A 21,363-nucleotide genomic window follows, 5' to 3' on the forward strand; every position below is an offset into this window, starting at 1 on the left:
TAACTACATTATATCCATTTCAGGAGATATTGTCGATAAATAATAGGTTATTAGAAATACTAATGTGCTTTTATTCTGTTGTCTAATAGATCTCGTAAAAAGGGAATTATTGAATTAATAATAATTGCGGAGGATTTTTTCTCTTGTTGTTCGCTTTTTTTTCTTTTATTAAACATATCTAATAAAAATTTATAATCATTCTTTGGCTCAAAATCATTATAATAATTTGGAACAAATGCACCAATATTATATAAATATTCCAATAATTTTCTTGAAAATAAATCAGATGATATTGTAATATATTCATTGTTTTCAACAGCGTGTAAAAGTTTAAATAGATCTTCTTTTAATTTAGCTTCATTTTTTAATTTATCTACACCAAACTTACTAATACATGAACTCCCGATAGGGTAAATAATATTATTGTTTATACGATTTTTGATAGTGAAAAGATAGCGTAACCCTTCTTTTCCGCATGTACATTGACCTGCACAATCTAGATCTTCTTCTACATCTACTATATCCCATTCTTTAACGGCATCTTTCCAATTATCGGATTCTGAGTTGTTTATAACGGTTTTTATTAGATTTTCTTGATATTCTTTTTGTTTGGACAAAATTTGTTCCTCCTTAAATCATAAACTTGCGTTATACATGAACATTTTTAGAAATGTCACAAACATCGCCTTATCTTCGATAGTATTAATTTTGTCAGAGATATCGATGTTATTGGCATTAAAAACATCTTTTATAATTTCTAAAAAGTCGTTGTCGCCTTTTTCCGTAGGTCTACAAATGCTTATTCTATTAACAATATATTGTTGACTATCTTTATCTAATTTTTTAAAATCTTCTGTAATTTCTTCTGCAATTTTTCTCAACTTGTTGTTGTTTTCAATCATTTGTTCTTTCTCCTTTTGTACGGTTTTTTTTATGAATGAAATAATCTCGTTTTTCATATCACTATTGTTTCTTTCGCAAATTTCCTTAAATTCGTCTTTGAGGGCGTTATCGATAGTGAAACTAATAGTGGACTTTTCTTTTGCTTTTTCTAAATCTGCACTTATTTGTTCAAGTTCTTTTTTTATATCCATAAAATCCTCCTTATAAATATATTATAGCTTTAACTTGTCAACGTGTCAACATGTTTTCTACCTTTTCACACGATTATTTCCAAAAGAAATGGGGGAATAACAGCAATACAAATAGATAAGAAAAAATAATCGCACGATTAACGCACGATTATTTTCAAAAGGTGTTTATATGATTATTTTACTTTTTTTATTAATTTTCTTATTTTTTCACGTTCAACATATAGATAGCCTAATAAACTTGCGAGAGATATGCTAAACATAGAGATTAATAAGTTTTTATTAGACTTTTCGCCGGTTTTTGGAGAATTGCCATTTTTTGTATTTTCGTTATCGACATTTTTGTTCTTTTCGTTACTAACATCAGGTGATGTGCCATCAGCACTATCAACGCGTACTGTAAAGTCATTTATTGGAGTTTTTCCACTAACGTTTGTTTTATTATTTTTCCAATAAACTTCACCAGATATGTTTTTATATTCTCCTAATTTATTAGTATCAACATTATAGAACTTCCCGCCAATTATTGAATAATTGTCATTACATCCGAAAATAGAATCCCATTTTATTTCTTGACCTTTAAATAATATGATTGGTTTATTTTTGTATATATCTTTAACATATATTCCAGGCACTTCTTTTTCGTGTTTTTTAGTTCCGTTTTTATTTTCTTCAACGGTGATTTGAGGTTTTGTTTTATTTTCTTCTTTAGTTGTTGTTTTGTTATCTTCTTTAACACCATCATCTTTAACTTCTTTAACGGTTAAGAAGATTTCAATAATGTTATTATCCTTTTCAAATGTTACGTTGATTTTATTTTTTTCTTTATCAAGAGTTACGCCTGATGGGGTAGTAGATTTAACTATAACATATTTACTATTTTCCAATGTTATAGGTTCGTTACAATCAATAATGATATCAGATCCATCAGGAGAAGATTTTGTCATGTGACCGATCATTTTTCCTTCTGTGTCTTTTACAACTACATTTAAAGTAGCTTCAAATCCTTTATTAGTATCTTTATCGGTAGTTTTTGGGAATTTTACTGAAATTTTGTTTTCTTGATTTTTATATCCATCACTAACTTTCTTTAAGGATATTTCGTACTCTTTTTCTGGATCAAGATTTGTGAATTTTACATTTCCATTATTGTCACTTTTTTCTTCTGTTAATATATCTTCTTTGTCTTTTTCTCTAATTTCAAATATAAAATCTTTTAGAAATTCATTGTTATTTTTGTTATATACTTTAAATTCTACGCTATTATCAGCGTTGTATTTTGTTACGCTAAGATCGTATTCTAGAGCTTTTTCTGTATCATTTTTGGTATTTTCTTCTATTATTCTTTCTTTTGATATTTTTTCTAATATGTCTTTTTCTTTATAATCCTTGTTAAAAAATCCTTTGTTATTTTCAACGGCTGTTTTTTCAAGATTTTTAATAATTTCGGAGTATTTAACATTAGGTGCAATAGTCATTGGCTTTGCGATACCGTCTCGTATTAACTTAAAGTTAAACATTGTATCACCACTCCATACATAAGCTAAAACTCTTCCGTATTTATCCGTCTTTTGGATATCGAATTCTAATTCAACATCACGATTTTCTAAGTATCTTTTTGTATATTTAGAGGCAATTTTACCTTCAACTGTATTTTTTTCTTCTTTTGGATTAACTGATTCGGGTGTATCAACTCCAATTAACCTTATGGTTTGTTCCTTACCGTCAATCATACACTTAAAAGTATCTCCATCTACTACTCTTAATACCTTTACTTTGACAAGATTTACAGCTTTTAATTTGATATTTTTGTCGTTTTCTTCTAATTTTTCGGTTTTTGTTTCAATCTTTGTAGGCGTTTGGTTATCTGCTAATACATTCACAGGAAGTACACTACTTGCAATTAAACAACAAGCCAATAATTTCATCATTTTTTTATTTTTTCTCATATTCTTCGATAAGGGAAAGTTTATCCCCAATCTCCTTTCCTTATTATTTCGTTATTGTTATACCCACAATATTATTAATTACTAAATAAATAGTAATAAACAATGACAGTTTTACTGTCATGTCAAAATCAATCAATGGTACATATGTAGAATAAAGTTATTTTCTCCATAGAAAATACTACGCTATTTCTTAAATGTAAGAAAAATTTAGAAAAAGGTTTCAAATTTTTCCAAATATACCTAATTTGTGGGTATAACAAGAACGTAATGGAATGGCAATAAAATTGCTTGGAAACGAATTTGATTTTAAAAGCATAAATTTTGTGCAAAATTTTAAAAAGGAGGAGACAAATTCCAACCTAACACAGGGTTTCCATTGTCAAAGAAATATGAAAAATAGTAAAAAGTTATTGAAAGTAATGTCAGGAGTTACATTAGCTGCAACATTATTAGCACCAATCAACACATTTGCTGATGATTACTTAGGGGAAGTAGGCGATATCGCAGCAGCAGAAAAGGCTCATGAAGACGCATGGGAAACATGGGCGAACAAACTAGCCGAAGAAGAAAAAGAAGCTAAAGAAGAAAAAACTAAAGAAAAAAAAGAAATTAAAGAAGAAGTTAAAAAAGATTCTAATTCATTAGAAGAAGTAAAAAAACAAGCAATCGCTGATTTGAAAGCTAATGGTATTACATCTAAGCTTTTCTTAGACAAAATTGAATCTGCAAAAACAGTAGAAGGTGTTAAAGCTTTAAAAGCTGAATTAATTAAATCTCACAAACAAGAAAATCCAGAAAAAGTATTAGAAAAAGAAGCAAAAGAAAATACTAATAAAGACAAGAATTCTGAAAAAGAATACTTAGACAAGGCTGAAAAAGAATATAATAAGCTTTTTAAACAAGAAGGATTAAAGAAAGCAAAAGAACAAGCAATCGCTGAATTAAAAGAAAATGGTGTTACATCTAAGTTCTTTATTGACAGAATTAATGCAGGAAAAACAGTAGAAGGTGTTAAAGCTTTAAAAGAAGAATTAATTAAATCTCATAAAAAATCTACAAAAGATGTTGAAAAAGCATTAGAAGAAGCCTCTAAAGAAGAATACGACAAATGGGTTAAAGCAGAACAAGACTTTGAAAAAGCGGTAGAAGATTATTGGACTAAAAAGATTGCTGAAAATGAAAAAGACAAAGCTGATAAAAAAGATGGTGAAAAAGAATTAGAAAAAGCTTCTAAAGAAGAATATGACAAATGGATCAAGGCAGAACAAGACTACGAAAAGGCAGTAGCTGATTACTGGACTAAAAAAATAGCTGATGGTGAAAAAGCAGAAGCTGATAAGAAACAAAAAGAAGAAGAAAAAGCTAAAGAAAATGTTGTAGAAAAAATTAAAAATCTTGAAAAAGCTTTAGAAGAATCAACAAAACAAAAAGAAGAATTAGAAAAAGTTAAGAAAGAAAAAGAAGAACTTTCTAAACAATTAGAAAATTTAAAGGCTCAAATCAAAAAAGGTGATAAAAAGGCTGAAAAAGACCAAAAAGTAAATAGCCCTAGAAAAGCTAATAAGAATGTAAGAGCACAAAGAAGATCTTCATTGCCAAAAGCAGGTAGCGAAGCAGAAGTTGTAACATTAGCAGCAGCTGCTTTAACAAGCGTTGCAGGTGCTTTTATTTCACTTAAAAAACGTAAATAGTAAATAGATAGACATAATAACAAAAAAGAAATATAATAATAGTAAAAGTAGTTAAACCTATTAAAAAAGAGTGAGATTTTAGTTAATCCCACTCTTTTTGCTTATTTTTTTCTGATAATCGATATAGGCATTTAGAGAGTTTCCAGATAGAACATTGAATAATTCTATATTGGTATTATCTCCGTTAAAAATGGCTGTATAGTCTTCTATTTGAAATTCTCCACAAGAGATTACATAATCACCGTTACTATTTTTCAAAAATTTTATAGCAACATTTTCAAAAACTACACAATCTTTTTCGTCGGCAATAAATTTTTTCTCTTTATCTTCATCTTTTAATCTATTTTCTTGTTTGTCTTCGGGTTGATTTTTAAACAAAGCTTTTTCGAGGTTTTTTTCTGCTATTTCTTGACCCAATGTATTTTTGTCATCTAAATATCTGTAATAATTTGCATAAGCGTTATAGCTAACAAAATCGACATGCATTATATAAACATCTGGAGGGTTTTTGTAATCGAATCTATTATCTTTTTCGTCTTTAATATTAAACTTAACACAACGTAGTGGGGCATATAGTGATTGATCACTAAATGAATAATACGTGTTAAAGAAATCGGTCATAGTAGATGGATTTTCAAAGTTTGCATTTAAGCTATTACTAGAGTTCCAATCCTCTATAGCTGTTGTTAGTGCTTGTTCTGGTGAAATGTTTTCGAACTTATCCTTAGAGGTTTTACAAGAACAAAGCAATAAAACTAATAATAAAGTGAATATTAAAAATATTTTCTTATTCATTTTTTTCTCCAAAAATTTTCAAAATATTTTTGTAAGTATTTTTTTCTGCTTTATAGACACCACTTTCTCCAAGCATTGCAGATGGTCTATTTTGATTATTAACCTTATATATTACATTATCGTCTTCATCGATTCCTAGTTCTATTTGATAGGCGATTGATTTTTCTATTACATAAAAACTAAAGAATATATATTTTTTGTCTTTTTTGACATTGTCTTTTAATTCTAAATCCGAAAAAATATTTTTAGACTTTTTTAATTTAATTTTATTAAAGTCTTGAATAAACTTATCTAGGCTATTGTTGAATTTTTTTCCTTGTTTTTTTTCTTCGTGATTTAATTCATTAAGATCTTTTAAGCCTTTATTTTTAGATGTTTCAATTACATACTCTATAATATTTTCGCTGTTAAAGAATAGTAAATCTTTGCCTTCTAATTCGACATTTCTTTCGCTTCTTTTTAATAATTTATCTTGTTTTTCAATTATTTTATTAATCTCATCTTCTTTTACTTCTTCTAATGAACTATCTTTCATGGTAATTTCTTTTTCTTTGCCAACAGTTTTGTGTTCCAATATATCTGATTTGCTCTTATTACAAGATGATAATATTACTAAAGCAAGTATTAGTAAGAAAACTTTTTTTGACCTCATAAAAACTCCTTTTGACTATTCGTACCAATCCATTGATGTTTTTGCTAATTGGTTTTCTTTTTGACTTAAAAAGAATTTTTTTGCATCATTTCCAATCCCAAATCCATACATAATCTCGTATTCATGGTTAGTAGTAAACTTCATTAAGAATTGATCTTTAATCATGTCGTTGTTATCAAATTTACTACCGACATATCGATCTTTTAATAGGCTTGATATGTTTCTAAATTCTAGATCAATTTTATTAACATTAATTTTGTAGTAATCTTTATCATCTTTTATTTTATTCATTCCAAAAAGGGGGCGATTAGATAACATCATTCTCATCATCGCCCCTTCAAAGAATATCTTTATATTACCATCTTGAAAACAAATTTTACCATGTATCAGAGGGTAATAGGAAGGAGGTAATATTACATTGTCTTTTTTAACTATAATTCCATACATTAGATTATATCCCTTTCGTTTATCTCACAATAAAGGTTATACATGATATCCTTAATTTGTTCATGCCAATTGTCTTTGCTACAATAATTAATGTTCATAGCCTCAATTGAATATCCGTTAAAGAATTTCCCATCACTTGATAAGTAGTTTCTTTTTATAGAGTTTGCAACATACTCAATACAGTCTTCTTTTGTTTCAAATGAAAAAGAATCTCCGTAAGGGTTACTATCATTTGAGTTATATCCAAATAGGTTATTTTTATCGGTTGCAATTCTGCTATATCCATTTCCAGATTCAAGCATTGCAAGAGAAATAAGAAATACGCTATTAATTCCGTAGTTTTCTTCTGCCTTATAAAAGCTTTCTCCAAGATTTTGCAAACCAGTATTTTCTAAAAGCTTATTTAATCCGTCAGATGAGATATATGTGATATGTACGGGGCTGTAAATAGGGCTACTGTACAAATCATTTCTAAAGCTCTCAACGTTTTTAATCATTTGTTTAACTTCTTTTTTCCTGTAGATTTCTTCTTTGCATTTTTCTATTAACATTGATATTTGACTATTTTTTAAATATATTTCATTAACTTCATTACTACACGCAAAAGAGATTTGTGGAATCATAACAGTTGCTAATGTTAATGCTAGTATTTTGTTTTTAATTTTCACTATAAAATCCTCTTTTCTTATGGAATTTTGAATACATAATTTTAAGAGTTATGCTAATATTTCAATTAGCATAACTCGTGAAATCGGGTTTATAATAATGTGCCAGAAGGTTCTAGGTCTTTAGTTTAGCACAACTTCACCTTACACTTTTGTTATACCCACAACTTACACTTTTGTTATACCCACAAATTTGTCAATATCTGTGAAATAGGTATAATTTTTAGAAAAAATGGTTTGAGGGTTAAGTTTTTTCCGATATATGTATAGTATAGAAGTAATTTGTGGTATAGTATAATCAAGAAAGGGTGATAGTAGTGACTGATTTAGGAATTTGGGGAGATATCTTATTAACGTTTTTTGCTTTGGGAATTATATCTATAGTATTTGCAATTTTAGCGTTTGTTTTTAAGCCGATATTTGCAATATTAAAAGCTGGATTTGAGTTTTTAAAATTCATGTGCCTAAGCATATTACACTTATTTATATCAATATATGATTTAATAGCTGAACCATTTGAAAGAAAGAAGATGGAAAAGAGGGCTAAAATAATTAAAAAGGATTATATGAAACAGGATAATAGTATGGATGAAACTATTATGGAAGACTACTATAAAAAAGAGGAAGAAGATACAGACGATCCATGGAATTAAAGCAAAAAGCAAGCACAATATAACGTGCTTGCTTTTCTATATATAAAAAATCAATAAGCAAGGATTTATCATTTCCAAAAACAAAATATCGCTTTATTTGGTGTAAAAACTTGGTTTTCTGTATGATATCGTTCAGTTCTGTCGATACTATATGGATCGTTAACGGTATATAAATCATTTTCAAATCCAGTTAATACGATAAAATGTCCGCTGTTAGTCCAGTAATTATTAAGCGATGAATTTTGGCTTAATATTACAAGCCCTCCAGTTTTTAGACATTCTCTCGCATCTTCTATGGAATAGCTAAACATATAATCAAGTCCATATTTTCTAGCAGCAGCAGGGAATAGCTCCCATGATGAGCCGTTATTTCCCATATTATATCCATTAAACATAGCCCAGCTTGCAATCTCGTTAGGGTCTGTATATGTTTTAGTTAGTGTGCTTACTACCATTGCCATAGATGTAGGGCCACAACCAGTATTTTGAACTATACCAAATTCGCCATCGCCGTATGGGGTATAGGCAAATCTAGGATCTGTCTGATTGAAATATATAACGTCTTTAAAGCTTTGTTCGTTTTCGTATTTTTTTGATAATCTATGTTTTTTTTCAATGATATTGTTAATTAAAAACTTTGTTTTAAGTGATTTGTTATCAAGTTCTATTAATTTTTCTGTAATTACATCATTAGATGTATTTAAATTATTTATTGCATAACTGTTATTTTGAATTAAGCAAGATAACAATATACACATTGTTAATATTTTTTTTGTGTTTTTTAACATTAAACTAACACCTCAAAACTTTTTAAAATTTATATAAACAACAACCCGAAACATACAAGGTTAATAATATGTTTGGGGTTGTTGTTTTGCTTTTAGGCTATATCAACTAATCAACTCGACTAATTTTTGTAATGTTCTTATTTATTTTAAAAGAGTCGTGTGAAAAATATTTAAAATGTCAAAGAATATGATGTCGTTTAGTTTTTTATATTTCCTGAAAGCTAAAAATTTTAGGTGAGAGATGGAGGAATTTATGAATTTAAACCAATGAAATTAAACAAGCAAAGAAGGTTTATTCATTATCCATCTCTCATTAGTGTTATACCCGAGAAATTTACAAAAATTAATAAATTTTGTAAAATTTTTCCTATATTTTTATCAAATGACAGTATTTCTTGCATTTTTCTGATCCAATATATTTTTTCAATAAAAAATTACAAATTTCACGAGGTCGTCTTTTTCGTGGGTATAACAAGAACAGAAAAGGATAGCTTTGTGGTTATTCCAAATAATGATATTGATAGAAAGGGGATAAACAAGGATAGGGGAAATTTATTTCCACAACTAAAGTTCGCCGTTTTCCTTGTTTGGTTATTATGAAAAGAAAGAGAAAAGATATATTTAAGCAAGAAACTATTGAAAGTTATAGTAATAAGGTAAGACAACATGGTGTAATAAGGCTCAATTGTGGCGATTCGTCTGAATATAATTCAAAGGTAAAGTCATATAGAAATTCAATTTCTACGGAATTAAATGAAAGATTACCGGATGGAATGTTTGTGTTTACATCGAAGTTTTTGCTAAATCCAAGTGAAATATATTTATATGATGAATCTTGTGAAAGTCTTTTAATAAGTGTTATACAAGAACAAATACTATCTTCTAAAATGATAGAGAATTATTTGGATTGTAAGCGTGTAATTGGTCTTATAAAAGATTTAGAAAAAGATTTAAAAACAATTCCTAAAAAGATATTAGATGTTAAGTCTATTGCTTTTAAAAAGATGGAATATATAGAAAGACAAGCGTTTGAATAGTTTGGCGGTGTAGATTTGGAAAGTAAAAACATGGATGAATCCTTAAAGAGAATAAAAAGGGGAATAATAGATATTTTCAAAGAGTTTAATTCTTGTAATACACAAGAACAGGTTGCTACATTAAATCAATATATATCAAAAGGGATAAAAGAGGCGAGAGATAGATATAGAAATACAAGAAAGTTTGTTGATTTAAAATTCGATAGCCTAAAGTTACACCTTATAGATATAAGCCAGTGTGGTGGAGAAAAACAAACGGCATTTCTAAACTACATATTTTGGATTGGATATGAAAATATCAACAATACTTTTGATATCTTTTTGACATCTTTTGAAAGTTCAGATTATACAGAATTCGAATCTGAAAATGTAGCAGAAAGGCTCGATGAAATAATAGATAATACTTTTGTTCCTTTTATTCTAAAAAATGAATCAGAAGAAATAGATGAAGGGAAATTAAGAACTATTAGAGAAAGTTTGATGTATTTTTTAAACGAGAAAGATTCTTTAAATATTAATGAAACTTGCGAAAATCTGTTAAAAAATTCTGAAATTATAAAGATACAAAATGATAAATTTAATGATGTATGTGATTATTTGGATTCAAGAAACTTATTTAAAGAAACTACAAGTTTTTCTAGTTTAGACTATAAGAAAAATTTAAAAGAAATATTGATTAATAATTTCAATTACTTATTTAATAAGGATGAATACAAAATAGACATTGGCTTTAATATGAATGATTTCGATTTTTTAGGCTTTGTCTATATTGTATATTTTATTGGATCTTTTCTTAAAGACATTCAACAATATTGTTTTAGTGTTCTACACTCAACAAATATAGATGTTTCGGAATATAATTTAGATACTTTTAAAAGACTAGAAAAACAGTACAAAAATGAAAATACGACAATACTTAAAACAAGACTAGAAACAGATATAAATACAGCAAACATTGATTATGTTGAGTTTTCAGACCAAAATAAGGGAGAATTATTTAATATAATCAACTTATTCGAAAATGACGAATTAAATGATAACAACATAGAAAGTATTGTTACAGAAACGATTAATTTAGGTTCGGGGGAAATGGTTTGATGGATGGATTGTTTTTTTATATAACGGATAACACACAAGCTTTTACAAGAGAGAATGAGCCTTATGCGTACACAACTAAAATGTTTGAACAAATTCAAATGCAAGATTATTTTCCTTATTTAATTCCAAGTAAGATTGTAAGAAAGATGTTTGACAATGAAGACCCCTATAGCAAGTTACTACAAAATGCTTTGTCAAAAATACAAAATGATTTTTCTGAAAAAGTAAAGGATAATACTTTAGCTAGTAAAAATAAAGCCTCTATTACTTTTAAAACGAATATATCAAATTTAACTAACAAGATTTTGTCTGATATTAAAAATTCAACACTAAATCCAAATGCAGATTTAACTCTTTTTGTTAGCTTAAAACCTTTGACAATAACTAACCGTAACATAGAACAGACAATAGCTTTTTGCAATAGGTTTAATCTATACAACATTCCTATAGAAAAATACAAAGAGCTTGTAGAAATTTATATAAACATTCAAAAAAAATCTACTAACTCATACGGCAATAACTTAATATATTATGATTTAGTTAATATTACAGATTTGGAATATTTAAATAGTGATTATTTCGTTGAAAAGGTAAAGATGGAAAGGGATTATCAACAGAGAGTAGATAATACTGAACACTTAAATAAGTTTAAGAATATTGTTGGAACTTATAATGCTGATTTAAAGAACAAAGATGAAGGCGGCTTATTTTTAATCCCTACTGATAAAGAGGTTAATTTTGATAAGATTTTAAAACAAAGAAAGATATCCCCAAATGATTTGATGTACATTAAAATATTACCAAATCAAGAACTGCGTTCAAATGAGTTAGGCTTTGTTCTAAGGGATAATAACTTAATATATTTGTCAAAGATTAATGACACTAGATTTGAAGAAATAAAACAATCATCAGCAAGATTTATTTATCTTGTTTATGATAGATTTTACAAATTGACATATAAAGATATTCAGTCGTTGTCAATGAAACAGATAATAGACCCGGTAACAAGAGAAAATCATAGCGAGATTATAGAAAACAACGAGGCTAAGTATTTAGTAAATGGGGAAGTTATTAATACAGATGATAACTCTTTTTCTAATAAGCTTATCGAAAACTATAAGAAATTATATATTAAGACTAATTTCAATAATGTGATTAGAAATAACAAAATAGATAGAGAGGCTTTGTTGAGATTAACATCTAGTCAACAAAATTCAATAAAGATTAATAGTAACTTTTTGAAATGGCAAATTTACTATCAATTACAATCCAAAGACGATAATTCTATACAAGATTTTGGAAGTATCGATATTTCTTCTAGATTTAACAAAAAGAGATTACAAAACCAGTTTACTGCTGCTTTTGAGATAAAAGATATTATCAAAATGAAAGACTATGTATATCCTTCGGACTTAGATAATATTATTTGTTTAATTAACTTAAAATTGAATAAATCAGAATATCAGAAGGTGCGTTTAACTGAAAAGAAACTTGAAGAAAAAATTAAAAACTTTGATTCGACAAATGATGCCGATTCTAAAGAAAAGGTTAGAGAAGATATAATTAATATTTTAAAAGATCCTCTAGATATAATTCGTTCGTATACTTTAACATTTGAATACGATGGCTTAAATAGAAAGTTTAGAAACTACTGTTCAAACAATAAAATATCAACAAGAAAGAAGATTAATAAGGTATACGAAGATGAAGTATTTAAGATATATCCTATCTTTAATCTTTTTAATAACAACGTTATAAAAACTTTTCTTAATAATTACTCAAATATTCAATTAGAAGTTTTAAATGAATTGAAAAAAGAAAACGAGTTTTACAAGGATATTTTAATTAAGAAAGAAAATGAAAGAAACATTTTATACGGTTTTAAAGAATTTTCTTTTAAAGAGTTTGTATGTGAAAATTCAGATTTTTACTTGTATTTAGCAACTCAAAAACAAATGAAAACTATAGAAGACAGAGAGATTTCTAAGGCTAAAAATGATTTATTAAATCTACCTATGTATAACGGTGGTGTTTGGCAAAATGTTGTTGGAATATCCGATTTAAAAGATAAAATAAATGATAATTTACTAAATATTAATAACAGGATAGTAAATGACGAATATAAGATAATTTATATTAATAAAATTCTTGAAATAACAGGCGGAAATACAGAGCCTGTAAATAGCTTCGATAACATGAAAATAGCTATACAAAATAAATCACAAGCTTATGTAAACATTCTAAACGATTATATTAATATTAGTAAATTTTTTATGAAGGATTTTCTTGTTAATAATCCCGATATTATAAGATTTAAGAAAGACTTAGAAAATATAGACAACAACTTGTGTGTGTATTTTCCAGATTTAAATAAGGTCTTAAATTACTTGTTAAATAATTTAAATAAATCTTTGTTTGAAAGAAATGGTGTATATGATCCTAATGAAAAGCTTGAATCTATAGTATTGGATATTTCTAAATCTCTTAATGAGTTAATAGATGATGTGGCTACAAGTGATGTATCTACAAATGATATTTCCACATTAATTACTAAAATTAGAACTAGCTTTAAGAGTATCGATATTGTGGGTAGTTGTAAGTTCGACAAAACTATTTTAAAACTTTTAGATGTATTCGAGACTTATTCTACTCCTTCAATAAGTAGCATAATCAAAAAATACAAGATATATGAATCTATATTGAAAACGACAAGTTCACTACAATTCAACTTAAATATATATGTTGATTTATTAACAAGAAAGCAAGATAGCATATTCTATAATATACAATTATATATGAACATAGAAAAGATGTTTGAGGAATTTAAGAGATCCGGTATAAGTGGATATCTAGATAGCTATATGGCTCAAAGAAAGGAGATAGTTTAATTGGATTTTAATATTTATGATGATAAATTTTTCTATGAAGATTTAGACATCACTCTCAAAGATATCTTAATAAACAATGGTTATAGAGTTGAATATATTGTAGAAGATAATGGGCTTTTAAATGAGAGAATGAGCTTATCAGAAGCGTTAGAAAATATTGAAAATAAGACATTGGGAAATAGAGCAATAAGTTTTCAAGCTAATAATTCTAACATATCGATATTAGTAAGTGATAATGAATTAGCTTTTTCTGAAAAGAGAGATATCAGACTTGAAAACAATACAAAAAGAGAATCAGATTTAACGAGGGAAAATTTTTATAAGACTAATAATCTAGCAACTGATTTAGATACTTTTGAAAAGTTTTCAGAAAAGTATAGAAATAATCTTTTCATTCCTATAGATTTAAAAGATGGGTATAACTTTAATGAGAAAGAAAATGCTAGGCTATATTTTGAATCAGATTTCAAGGATTTTCTATCAACAGTTTTAGAATTTTCAAAAAATACAGAAAATCCAAATGAAAACACATTGCAGGTAAGAATGTTTAGAGCGTTTGGTATTTATTTTTCTAATACTAACGATAAAAATTTATCTGATAACGAGAACAACAACATTTTACAAGCAATGGGTGAAAACAGGTTTTATTTAGACAAGGAAAAACAACAACTGACATGGCTAGATAATAACGAAAGTGCATATACTAATTCATTGCCATTAATTTTTGAAGCAGCAACAAGCTATGATTATACAAGCTTTTTTGAATCTATTGAGAAAGACTTGAATATTTCTTTTAAAACCTTAGATGATATTGAAAAAAATCAAGAGATTTTATCAAAAGCTTTTTCAGATCCTAACAAGTATTTAAAAAATACTAAAATGGATTATATAAATAATAAGGTCTCTAGCTTATTTAGAGGCGAATATAAAAATGCTATTACACAAAAAGCCTTAGAAACACTAGATGAAAATATTTCAAAACAAAGACTTGAACAAACAGATATTAAATCTTATATAAAGTTTTTTAATGATAACACAGATATTAAATTAGGGCTAAAGATTTTGCCGACAAATGATAATATTAGCGTTTTAACAATAAATAATTTAATGAGTGATATTTATGTTAAAGATGAAAAGGACATTTATTCTTTTGATTTAATTACTTACGATGTCTTAAATAATTACACAGAATTATTTATTAATTTAGCTAATAATATGGATTTAAAAAATTCAAAAACATTAAAGAAGATTGACGATAGAGCTTTTTTAAAAGAATTTTCGTATTCTTTAAATAAATTACAGCAATCAACAGGGATTAACTTAGTAAATTATTCAAATAGCAGTCCTATAACTAATTTACTAGCTAAAATAGACAAAAATACGCCTTCACAATTTTTTAATAAAAAATTAAACGATATTAATAAGGCTTTTATTCCAGATTCTTCCAGGATTAACTGGAAAGATAATAATATATCTTCTGAAAATGAAATGGCTACAAACCTAAACAACAATTTGAATAAGAGAACATCGCAATATAATTCTAAGCGTGTTACGGTTAACACTTACGTTAAATCAAACAAGGATTTTTACGATACAGAAAAATATATCGATAATGCGAGATTTGGATTAGGTGCTTCTTATTTAAAGTCAATTATGAGTAGCTGTACGTTAAAAGACGATAACATAATCTATAATTCAAAAGCTAATTTATCGTATGACTTAAAGAAATATGTATATAATAATATCTTCCAGTTTACCGACACTTACGGAAAATCACCGTTAGATATGTTTAAAGAAATTTATGGCGATGTTTGGGATTATGATAGGCATAGAACGCAACAAGATGTTTGGAAGTTTGAAAAGACAGGAACTTTATATAACTTTAAAGAAGGTAGAAGAGAGCCTTGGATGAATTCGGCGTTAGGTGTTTATTGTCATAGCAAGGGTATTCAATTAGAGAATATGTTTAGGTCAGATGAAAAAATGCTTAATTACCTAGAAAATACCAATCCGCAACTAAAAGAAATTTGGGAAAAAGCAATAGATTTTGAAAAACAAAATGCACAGGCTTTGGAAACATACAACAGCTATAGAAGTAAAATCGGTGATTTTAAAAGCATTAGAGAAAATAACCTTGGAACTCAAACATCCCTTGGCTTTTTTAACGGAAACTTGCTTGTAAAAAACATCCAAAAAGAATATGCTAGAAATTCTAAAATCACTATTAATAAAGAGAAAAATCCCGATATATTCAATGCATTGATGAATACAATAGATTTTTATAAGGTTGCTGGAAGTGCAAAAGAAAGAGATAACATAATAAAACAACTACAAGGTAAAACCTCTCTTGAAGCATTTGATGAAAGACAATTTAATAAAGAAAAAGAATTTAATGAGGTTGATGATAAGGTATGTACTTATTTTGATGTTATAGAAAAGTATCAAAAAATTACAGAAAAGCCATTGACAGATTACCAAATGGGTTTACTTTTAACAGAAATTTCTAAAATTAGATCTATGTCAGGCTATAGAATGAGTAATAAGGATATGAACATGACCGTAAATCAAATAAGGACAATAGACACTCGCTCAGGAAGAGATTCTTCTAAAAACTTTAATAAATCTCAATTGTTATACGCAAGAGATATTGGTTATAGTTCTAAGTTTTTATCTGATAAAAAAACTGACAATTTTTTAATGGATTCAGCTACAGCAGCAGTAAAGGGTTATTTGGTTGTTAAAAGAAAGATTCCAGAAACAATTCTTAAAGAAGTGAATAAGAATAATCCGATAATTAAGGCTGGGATAAACGAAAGGACTAATGAACCATTTATGATTACAGAAGTTACAGACTTATATAGTAATGTTTTAATGCAGCAGGAACAAAGGAATGTATCAGATAAGATATATTGCGAGAAGATGTATGCTAGTTCTGATAATAAAAAACATATTAACTTTGAGCAGTATAACTCGTTAGATGATGAATCTAAAAAAGACTATAAGCTTTATTTAAACAATTATTCAAAGATTTCTGAAAAACAATACAATGATTTACCAGATAGCGAAAAGAATAAGTATGAAAAAGGTATTAAGTCTAAAAAAGAACAATTTAACAAGAGCATTAACAAAAGAATTAGTGATTTAAAAGGATCTAGAACAAAGTCAAGGCTTCCATCAGGTGTAGTAAAATCTTGGGTAGGAAATAGTCTTAGTGATTATCCACCAGAAAAAAGAAGAGCACACGAGTACACAATTATTACAGAAGCAACAATAGATGCATTGAGTGCATTGAGCTTATGCAAAATCGATAGTAGATATGACTATATGAGAAATCTTAGTTTAGATGATTCAAAAGAACTTAAAGAAGATTTGTATAATCCTTACAAAGATAATCTTCAAAACTCATTGAAGGATATAGATTTAAAACAAGATAAGGTAAACTTTATATCGCTATTAGGCGTAGGTAATGCAAAGAATTTGGATTTGAGAAATTATTGCTTTTACAATAACATAGATCCATCGCATGTTATCTTAATGCTAGATAACGACCAAGCAGGAACACAAGCGAGGTTAAAACTTGAAAATCAGCTTCCTACCGTCAAATCGATAGTTATTGATTCGAAAAATGGTATTAAAGATGTTAATGAAATGTTACAATACAAATTGAAAGAGCTAAACGAATCAGGTCTTGATGTGGATTTTGAATCAGGGTTAATAGTTAATAGAAATACAAATGAAACAGTTAAGACAAATGAGGAACTTTTGTTTAGACTAGGCAAGGATATATTTAATGATAGTTTGCACGATTCTAAAGCATTACAAAATGAGCCACAACATATTGTAGATTTATCTAATAAGTTTTTGGCACAATTATACGGTTCAAAAGATATAAATTTAGATAGTAAAACTAACCAAATGCAAATGTTAAAAGTTAGAATGAAAATTCTAAAACAAATAAAAAACGAACAAGAAGATATCGAAAAATCAGGAAGTTATAAGTTTTTAGATAAAAACAAGGATAATGTTAGAGAAAATGCTGTAGAAAAATCATTAAATGCAATTTTTGAAAATGTGCTAAATGAATTCAAAGAAAACAAAGAACAAAAAGCTAAAGAAAAGGAACAAAATGTTGTTGATAAGGATGTCAAAGAAAATATTCCAAAAGAAAACATCGATATTAACAATATGGAAGAAAAGCAAGTAGAAAACGAAATGGAAATGTAAATGGGTACATCATTATAGAATAAACCTATTTTGCCATCTCAAAACTACTCGTTATAAAAATAGTAGGAAATGGGGCTTTAAATCAAATGTTTAAAGCCCAACTACAAAAGGAGAAAATATTATGATTAAAACTTATTTAAGAAACGGAGAAGATTTGTGCAACTATATTAAAAATGTTGTGGATTTTCCAAAAAACATCATAGATAATGGCTATTTATCTATGTATTTGAAATGTCCTTACATTTATTTTGTAAAAGCATATTACAACTACTCTACTACATTAGAAGATGATTCTGAAATATTACTACCATCAATGTTGTATTTAAGGCTATACAATAAGGATTATTTTGACAACATCGTAGGTATTAATTTTGAAACAATGAATAAATTTGTTTATTCAAATGACTTAGAAAAGTCCAAAGAAATTTACGAAAAATTTAAAGAAACTTTTCTTAACGAAAACCCGAAATTAAAAGAACGTGCCGAAATTCTATATGATGATTTCATGTCGAACTTATCAAATGATAGAAAAGACATGGTTGAAAATCTCGCTAAAGAATCCAAAGCGTTAGCAACAAAAGAGGATTTTCTATTAGAAATAGCAGTATCATTGTATTTCAAAGATTTAGAAAAGTCTGAATATTACGATATGCAAAAAGAACATTCTCAACTTTACGCATTTATTATTTTTGACTTTGATTCAACAAGATTTCTTCCAACAACATTTGAGGGTATCGGAAACAAGCTTGAATTTAACGATGAAACAGTTTCAAATATCGCTGCTTTAGATACGGCTTCTATAGAGGCTTGTAGACAATTTTTCCAAGTGAATAAAGAGCATATTTTAAATGTTCCTGAAAATTTAAAAGATGAATTTTTCAATATTTTGCAAGAAGACCAAAAAGATAATAATAATCTTTTATCGCCATCAGGTAAAATTAGTGAAGAATTAAGTAATATTCCTAAAGAAAAACTGGTATATAACAATTTCGATAAGTTTAATATTGCATCGTCAGAAATTGAAGATGTAAATAGCGTAAATAGATCTTCGCAAATATCAAATTGGGAAAAATGGTTTAGCTTTATAGCTAAAAGGATTGATTTCGAAGATGAAAATGTATTTAACGGGGTTCATCAATTAAGAGAAAAAGAGGTTAATTTCTACGATAGAAAAATCAACCTTTATCCTACTATTGCTTTTACGGTAGATGGGATTTTTGAAACAGATGAGCTTTACAGATATTTTTTCACAGACGAACTTGAAAGAATGATTGATTTAGAAAAAAATAATAATTTAGGATATGATGAAATATTTAGTTATCCGATAACCGTAGCTTTAGATGAAAACAGATTTTCAGATTTTCCACCAGCTAAAATCCAAGAAACATGGTGTATGTGTGATGTTTCAGAAGATGTAGATGGAAATGCTAGGTATATAGCGACATTTGTGTGGATGTATGATAATCAAGATGTTTCATTTGATAAGAAGGTTTATTCAATTTCTAGATTTTTTGCTTTTAATAAAGACGATCTTTATGAAAAATATAAAGATGATTTAGATGTATTAGCACGCGTATTTAACAAGAGATATGCTTGGCAAACATTCGCCATGTTTGAATATCCAGGTGAATTAGAAGCAAGATTGGAAATGGCAGATGACCCAGACTATATAAGAGAACAACTAGGTATTATATATCAAAACAAGAAAGGTGGAACAGAGATAAGAAAGCCACAAGACCTTGTTGATGATGATATTAACAATACAGAATTTTAGAAAAACAAAGGAGAGAAAAAATGGAAAAGAAAACATGGAGATTTTATTTCACCGAAGATGATTATAGACAAATAAGAGCATCAAGAATGACTGTGGCTCTTCAATCAGCGTTTGATTATGACTTAGATGAAGAAACAAACGATCCTATTGATAAGTATATCTTCGATAATACTGGTTTAAAATTATACGATAGTGAACTACATGATATATTAATCATGAAGACTTATATGGTATCTAAATTAGAAGAGGTATTTGATGATTTAACTAATAAGCAATATACAGAAGATGAAATTAAAGAACTTTATCAAAAAAGCTTCGTTGATATTTTTGAAAATGTAATAGCGGATTTCTATATTAACGATAATGCTTCTTCTTATTATGAAATAGTTGAACCGATATTATCTACTTCAATGGATAATTCTGATGAAACGTCTAAAGAGATAATCGATAGCATAGAAGAAACTATCGATAAAGCACAAGAAGATTCACTTCCAAAGATTGTTATTCCAGATGAATTAAAAAATGAAGAAAAAGAGGATGAGCTAAAAGAAGAAAAAGAAGAAATCAAGGAAGAACAACAAGAAGAAATAGTAGAAGACATTGAAGAGAAACCAACAATATTAAAAGATGAACCGATTGATGAAAAAGACGATAAGGATGACGATAAAGATGATGAAGGCTCATCTTCAATTAAAGTAGAAATGTAGGAGTTGTTTTGAAAAAGTTATTAAAGGTTTTTCTTACCGTATTAACAGTTTGTCTATGTTTAACTTCTTGTTCTAAAGAAGATAATAGCCCTAAACAAAATATTTCATTACAACAAAAACAAAATGCAATAAGCGAATACAAATCTAAATTATCGAAAATAAATGAGCAAATAGATCAAATTCCTGTTTCGATGTTAAAATTAAAGGTATGGGTTTTAGAAAACCAGCCAACAAAAGGGGAAGAGGGTTCTTTATTGGCTTCTGTTGTAAATGAATTAGATGGTGAATTTAAATCTCTTAAGATAACAATAGATAAATATGCTGGATATGAAGAATTAGATAATTGGACAAACTATTCTAAAGAATTATACTCAACCTACAAGCAATTTTCTATAGACTATTTGAGAAATATCATAAATTCAAAGGATAAAAAGGAACAATTAATAAAAATCAACAGAACAATTAACGCTTCAAAAACATTAAAAGAGTATAGCGAAACTATGCAAAAAGATTTGTACAAAAATAAATAAATTTTGTTTATTTGTTTTTTAATATCCCATAAATTAGGACTTTTATTAGTATTTTACCCGCACACGCGGGGGTGTTCCCTGTTATTTTAAAAATATTGAACGAGTCGTAAAATTTTACCCGCACATGCGGGGGTGTTCCTAGATTTAGCAAAAGGAGAGAACAAGAAAAGTGATTTTACCCGCATTTGCGGGGGTGTTCCTCGGTAGTTTAAGTCGTTTTTCTGCGGATCTATATTTTACCCGCACATGCGGGGGTGTTCCCAAGAAAACCTAGATAGTTAAGAAGATGATACAAGTTTACCCGCACACGCGGGGGTGTTCCCGAAAAATTTCAATGGGTCTTGAATCAACTAACATTTTACCCGCACATGCGG

The 21,363-nt window shown here is 27.8% G+C and carries 17 protein-coding genes; 9 read left to right on the forward strand and 8 right to left on the reverse strand.

All coding sequences use genetic code 11. The features are described from left to right. Positions 1-59: 59 nt before the first annotated feature. The 3 genes from ACLUJM_RS08810 to ACLUJM_RS08820 form a co-directional block, all read right to left on the reverse strand. The gene (locus tag ACLUJM_RS08810; RefSeq protein ID WP_412412646.1) at positions 60-617 is read right to left on the reverse strand and encodes a hypothetical protein; all 558 of its coding nucleotides are present in this window, start codon (positions 615-617) and stop codon (positions 60-62) included. Positions 618-635: 18 nt separating this feature from the next. Further along, entirely contained in the window at positions 636-1,094 is a 459-nt protein-coding gene (locus tag ACLUJM_RS08815) for a hypothetical protein (protein WP_412412647.1), read from the reverse strand. Positions 1,095-1,267: 173 nt separating this feature from the next. Beyond that, positions 1,268-3,040, reverse strand: a complete 1,773-nt coding sequence (locus ACLUJM_RS08820; protein ID WP_412412648.1) for a thermonuclease family protein — start codon at positions 3,038-3,040, stop codon at positions 1,268-1,270. A 389-nt stretch (positions 3,041-3,429) separates the two neighbouring features. Here ACLUJM_RS08820 and ACLUJM_RS08825 point away from each other — a divergent pair, with 389 nt between their 5' ends. Beyond that, a complete protein-coding gene (locus ACLUJM_RS08825; RefSeq protein ID WP_412412649.1) occupies positions 3,430-4,731 on the forward strand; it encodes an albumin-binding GA domain-containing protein in 1,302 nt (433 codons plus the stop codon). A gap of 78 nt (positions 4,732-4,809) precedes the next feature. On the opposite strand, the gene ACLUJM_RS08830 is transcribed toward ACLUJM_RS08825, so the two are convergent. The 4 genes from ACLUJM_RS08830 to ACLUJM_RS08845 form a co-directional block, all read right to left on the reverse strand. Then, positions 4,810-5,526: a hypothetical protein gene (locus tag ACLUJM_RS08830; RefSeq protein WP_412412650.1), complete on the reverse strand. Its 717-nt coding sequence runs from the start codon at positions 5,524-5,526 to the stop codon at positions 4,810-4,812. After that, on the reverse strand, positions 5,519-6,178 hold the full coding sequence (locus ACLUJM_RS08835; protein WP_412412651.1) for a hypothetical protein: 660 nt from the start codon (positions 6,176-6,178) through the stop codon (positions 5,519-5,521). The genes ACLUJM_RS08830 and ACLUJM_RS08835 overlap by 8 nt, the downstream gene beginning before the upstream one ends. A gap of 15 nt (positions 6,179-6,193) precedes the next feature. Then, positions 6,194-6,508, reverse strand: coding sequence for a hypothetical protein (locus tag ACLUJM_RS08840; protein ID WP_412412652.1), 315 nt, complete (start codon positions 6,506-6,508; stop codon positions 6,194-6,196). 116 nt (positions 6,509-6,624) lie between these two features. Continuing rightward, complete coding sequence (locus ACLUJM_RS08845) at positions 6,625-7,293, reverse strand: glucosaminidase domain-containing protein (RefSeq protein ID WP_412412653.1); 669 nt, start codon at positions 7,291-7,293, stop codon at positions 6,625-6,627. 314 nt (positions 7,294-7,607) lie between these two features. Here ACLUJM_RS08845 and ACLUJM_RS08850 point away from each other — a divergent pair, with 314 nt between their 5' ends. Then, complete coding sequence (locus tag ACLUJM_RS08850; protein WP_412412654.1) at positions 7,608-7,943, forward strand: hypothetical protein; 336 nt, start codon at positions 7,608-7,610, stop codon at positions 7,941-7,943. Positions 7,944-8,011: 68 nt separating this feature from the next. Here the strand turns inward: ACLUJM_RS08850 and ACLUJM_RS08855 are convergent, their stop codons facing one another. Further along, positions 8,012-8,731 carry a C39 family peptidase gene (locus ACLUJM_RS08855; protein ID WP_412412655.1) on the reverse strand — a complete coding sequence of 240 codons (720 nt, stop codon included), beginning with the start codon at positions 8,729-8,731 and terminating at the stop codon, positions 8,012-8,014. A gap of 596 nt (positions 8,732-9,327) precedes the next feature. Here ACLUJM_RS08855 and ACLUJM_RS08860 point away from each other — a divergent pair. From ACLUJM_RS08860 to ACLUJM_RS08890, 7 genes are all read left to right on the forward strand, one after another. Continuing rightward, positions 9,328-9,768 (forward strand): hypothetical protein, encoded by a 441-nt coding sequence (locus ACLUJM_RS08860; RefSeq protein ID WP_412412656.1) that lies wholly within the window; start codon positions 9,328-9,330, stop codon positions 9,766-9,768. Positions 9,769-9,783: 15 nt separating this feature from the next. After that, on the forward strand, positions 9,784-10,866 hold the full coding sequence (locus ACLUJM_RS08865) for a hypothetical protein (RefSeq protein ID WP_412412657.1): 1,083 nt from the start codon (positions 9,784-9,786) through the stop codon (positions 10,864-10,866). Continuing rightward, entirely contained in the window at positions 10,866-13,754 is a 2,889-nt protein-coding gene (locus ACLUJM_RS08870; protein ID WP_412412658.1) for a hypothetical protein, read from the forward strand. The genes ACLUJM_RS08865 and ACLUJM_RS08870 overlap by 1 nt, the downstream gene beginning before the upstream one ends. Next, the gene (locus tag ACLUJM_RS08875; RefSeq protein ID WP_412412659.1) at positions 13,755-17,978 is read left to right on the forward strand and encodes a toprim domain-containing protein; all 4,224 of its coding nucleotides are present in this window, start codon (positions 13,755-13,757) and stop codon (positions 17,976-17,978) included. 121 nt (positions 17,979-18,099) lie between these two features. Then, the gene (locus ACLUJM_RS08880; protein ID WP_412412660.1) at positions 18,100-19,752 is read left to right on the forward strand and encodes a hypothetical protein; all 1,653 of its coding nucleotides are present in this window, start codon (positions 18,100-18,102) and stop codon (positions 19,750-19,752) included. A gap of 20 nt (positions 19,753-19,772) precedes the next feature. Beyond that, the gene (locus ACLUJM_RS08885) at positions 19,773-20,459 is read left to right on the forward strand and encodes a hypothetical protein (protein ID WP_412412661.1); all 687 of its coding nucleotides are present in this window, start codon (positions 19,773-19,775) and stop codon (positions 20,457-20,459) included. 8 nt (positions 20,460-20,467) lie between these two features. Then, entirely contained in the window at positions 20,468-20,989 is a 522-nt protein-coding gene (locus ACLUJM_RS08890) for a hypothetical protein (RefSeq protein ID WP_412412662.1), read from the forward strand. The last annotated feature ends 374 nt before the right edge of the window (positions 20,990-21,363 follow it).

This window comes from Finegoldia sp. (assembly GCF_046991905.1).
Lineage (GTDB): Bacteria > Bacillota > Clostridia > Tissierellales > Peptoniphilaceae > Finegoldia.

Excerpts from the sequence above, each read along its gene's own strand:
- ACLUJM_RS08815 (WP_412412647.1), bottom strand. The coding sequence starts at position 1,094 with ATGGATATAAAAAAAGAACTTGAACAAATAAGTGCAGATTTAGAAAAA.
- ACLUJM_RS08820 (WP_412412648.1), bottom strand. The coding sequence starts at position 3,040 with ATGAGAAAAAATAAAAAAATGATGAAATTATTGGCTTGTTGTTTAATT.
- ACLUJM_RS08825 (WP_412412649.1), top strand. The coding sequence starts at position 3,430 with ATGAAAAATAGTAAAAAGTTATTGAAAGTAATGTCAGGAGTTACATTA.
- ACLUJM_RS08830 (WP_412412650.1), bottom strand. The coding sequence starts at position 5,526 with ATGAATAAGAAAATATTTTTAATATTCACTTTATTATTAGTTTTATTG.
- ACLUJM_RS08835 (WP_412412651.1), bottom strand. The coding sequence starts at position 6,178 with ATGAGGTCAAAAAAAGTTTTCTTACTAATACTTGCTTTAGTAATATTA.
- ACLUJM_RS08840 (WP_412412652.1), bottom strand. The coding sequence starts at position 6,508 with ATGATGAGAATGATGTTATCTAATCGCCCCCTTTTTGGAATGAATAAA.
- ACLUJM_RS08855 (WP_412412655.1), bottom strand. The coding sequence starts at position 8,731 with ATGTTAAAAAACACAAAAAAAATATTAACAATGTGTATATTGTTATCT.
- ACLUJM_RS08860 (WP_412412656.1), top strand. The coding sequence starts at position 9,328 with ATGAAAAGAAAGAGAAAAGATATATTTAAGCAAGAAACTATTGAAAGT.
- ACLUJM_RS08870 (WP_412412658.1), top strand. The coding sequence starts at position 10,866 with ATGGATGGATTGTTTTTTTATATAACGGATAACACACAAGCTTTTACA.
- ACLUJM_RS08880 (WP_412412660.1), top strand. The coding sequence starts at position 18,100 with ATGATTAAAACTTATTTAAGAAACGGAGAAGATTTGTGCAACTATATT.
- ACLUJM_RS08885 (WP_412412661.1), top strand. The coding sequence starts at position 19,773 with ATGGAAAAGAAAACATGGAGATTTTATTTCACCGAAGATGATTATAGA.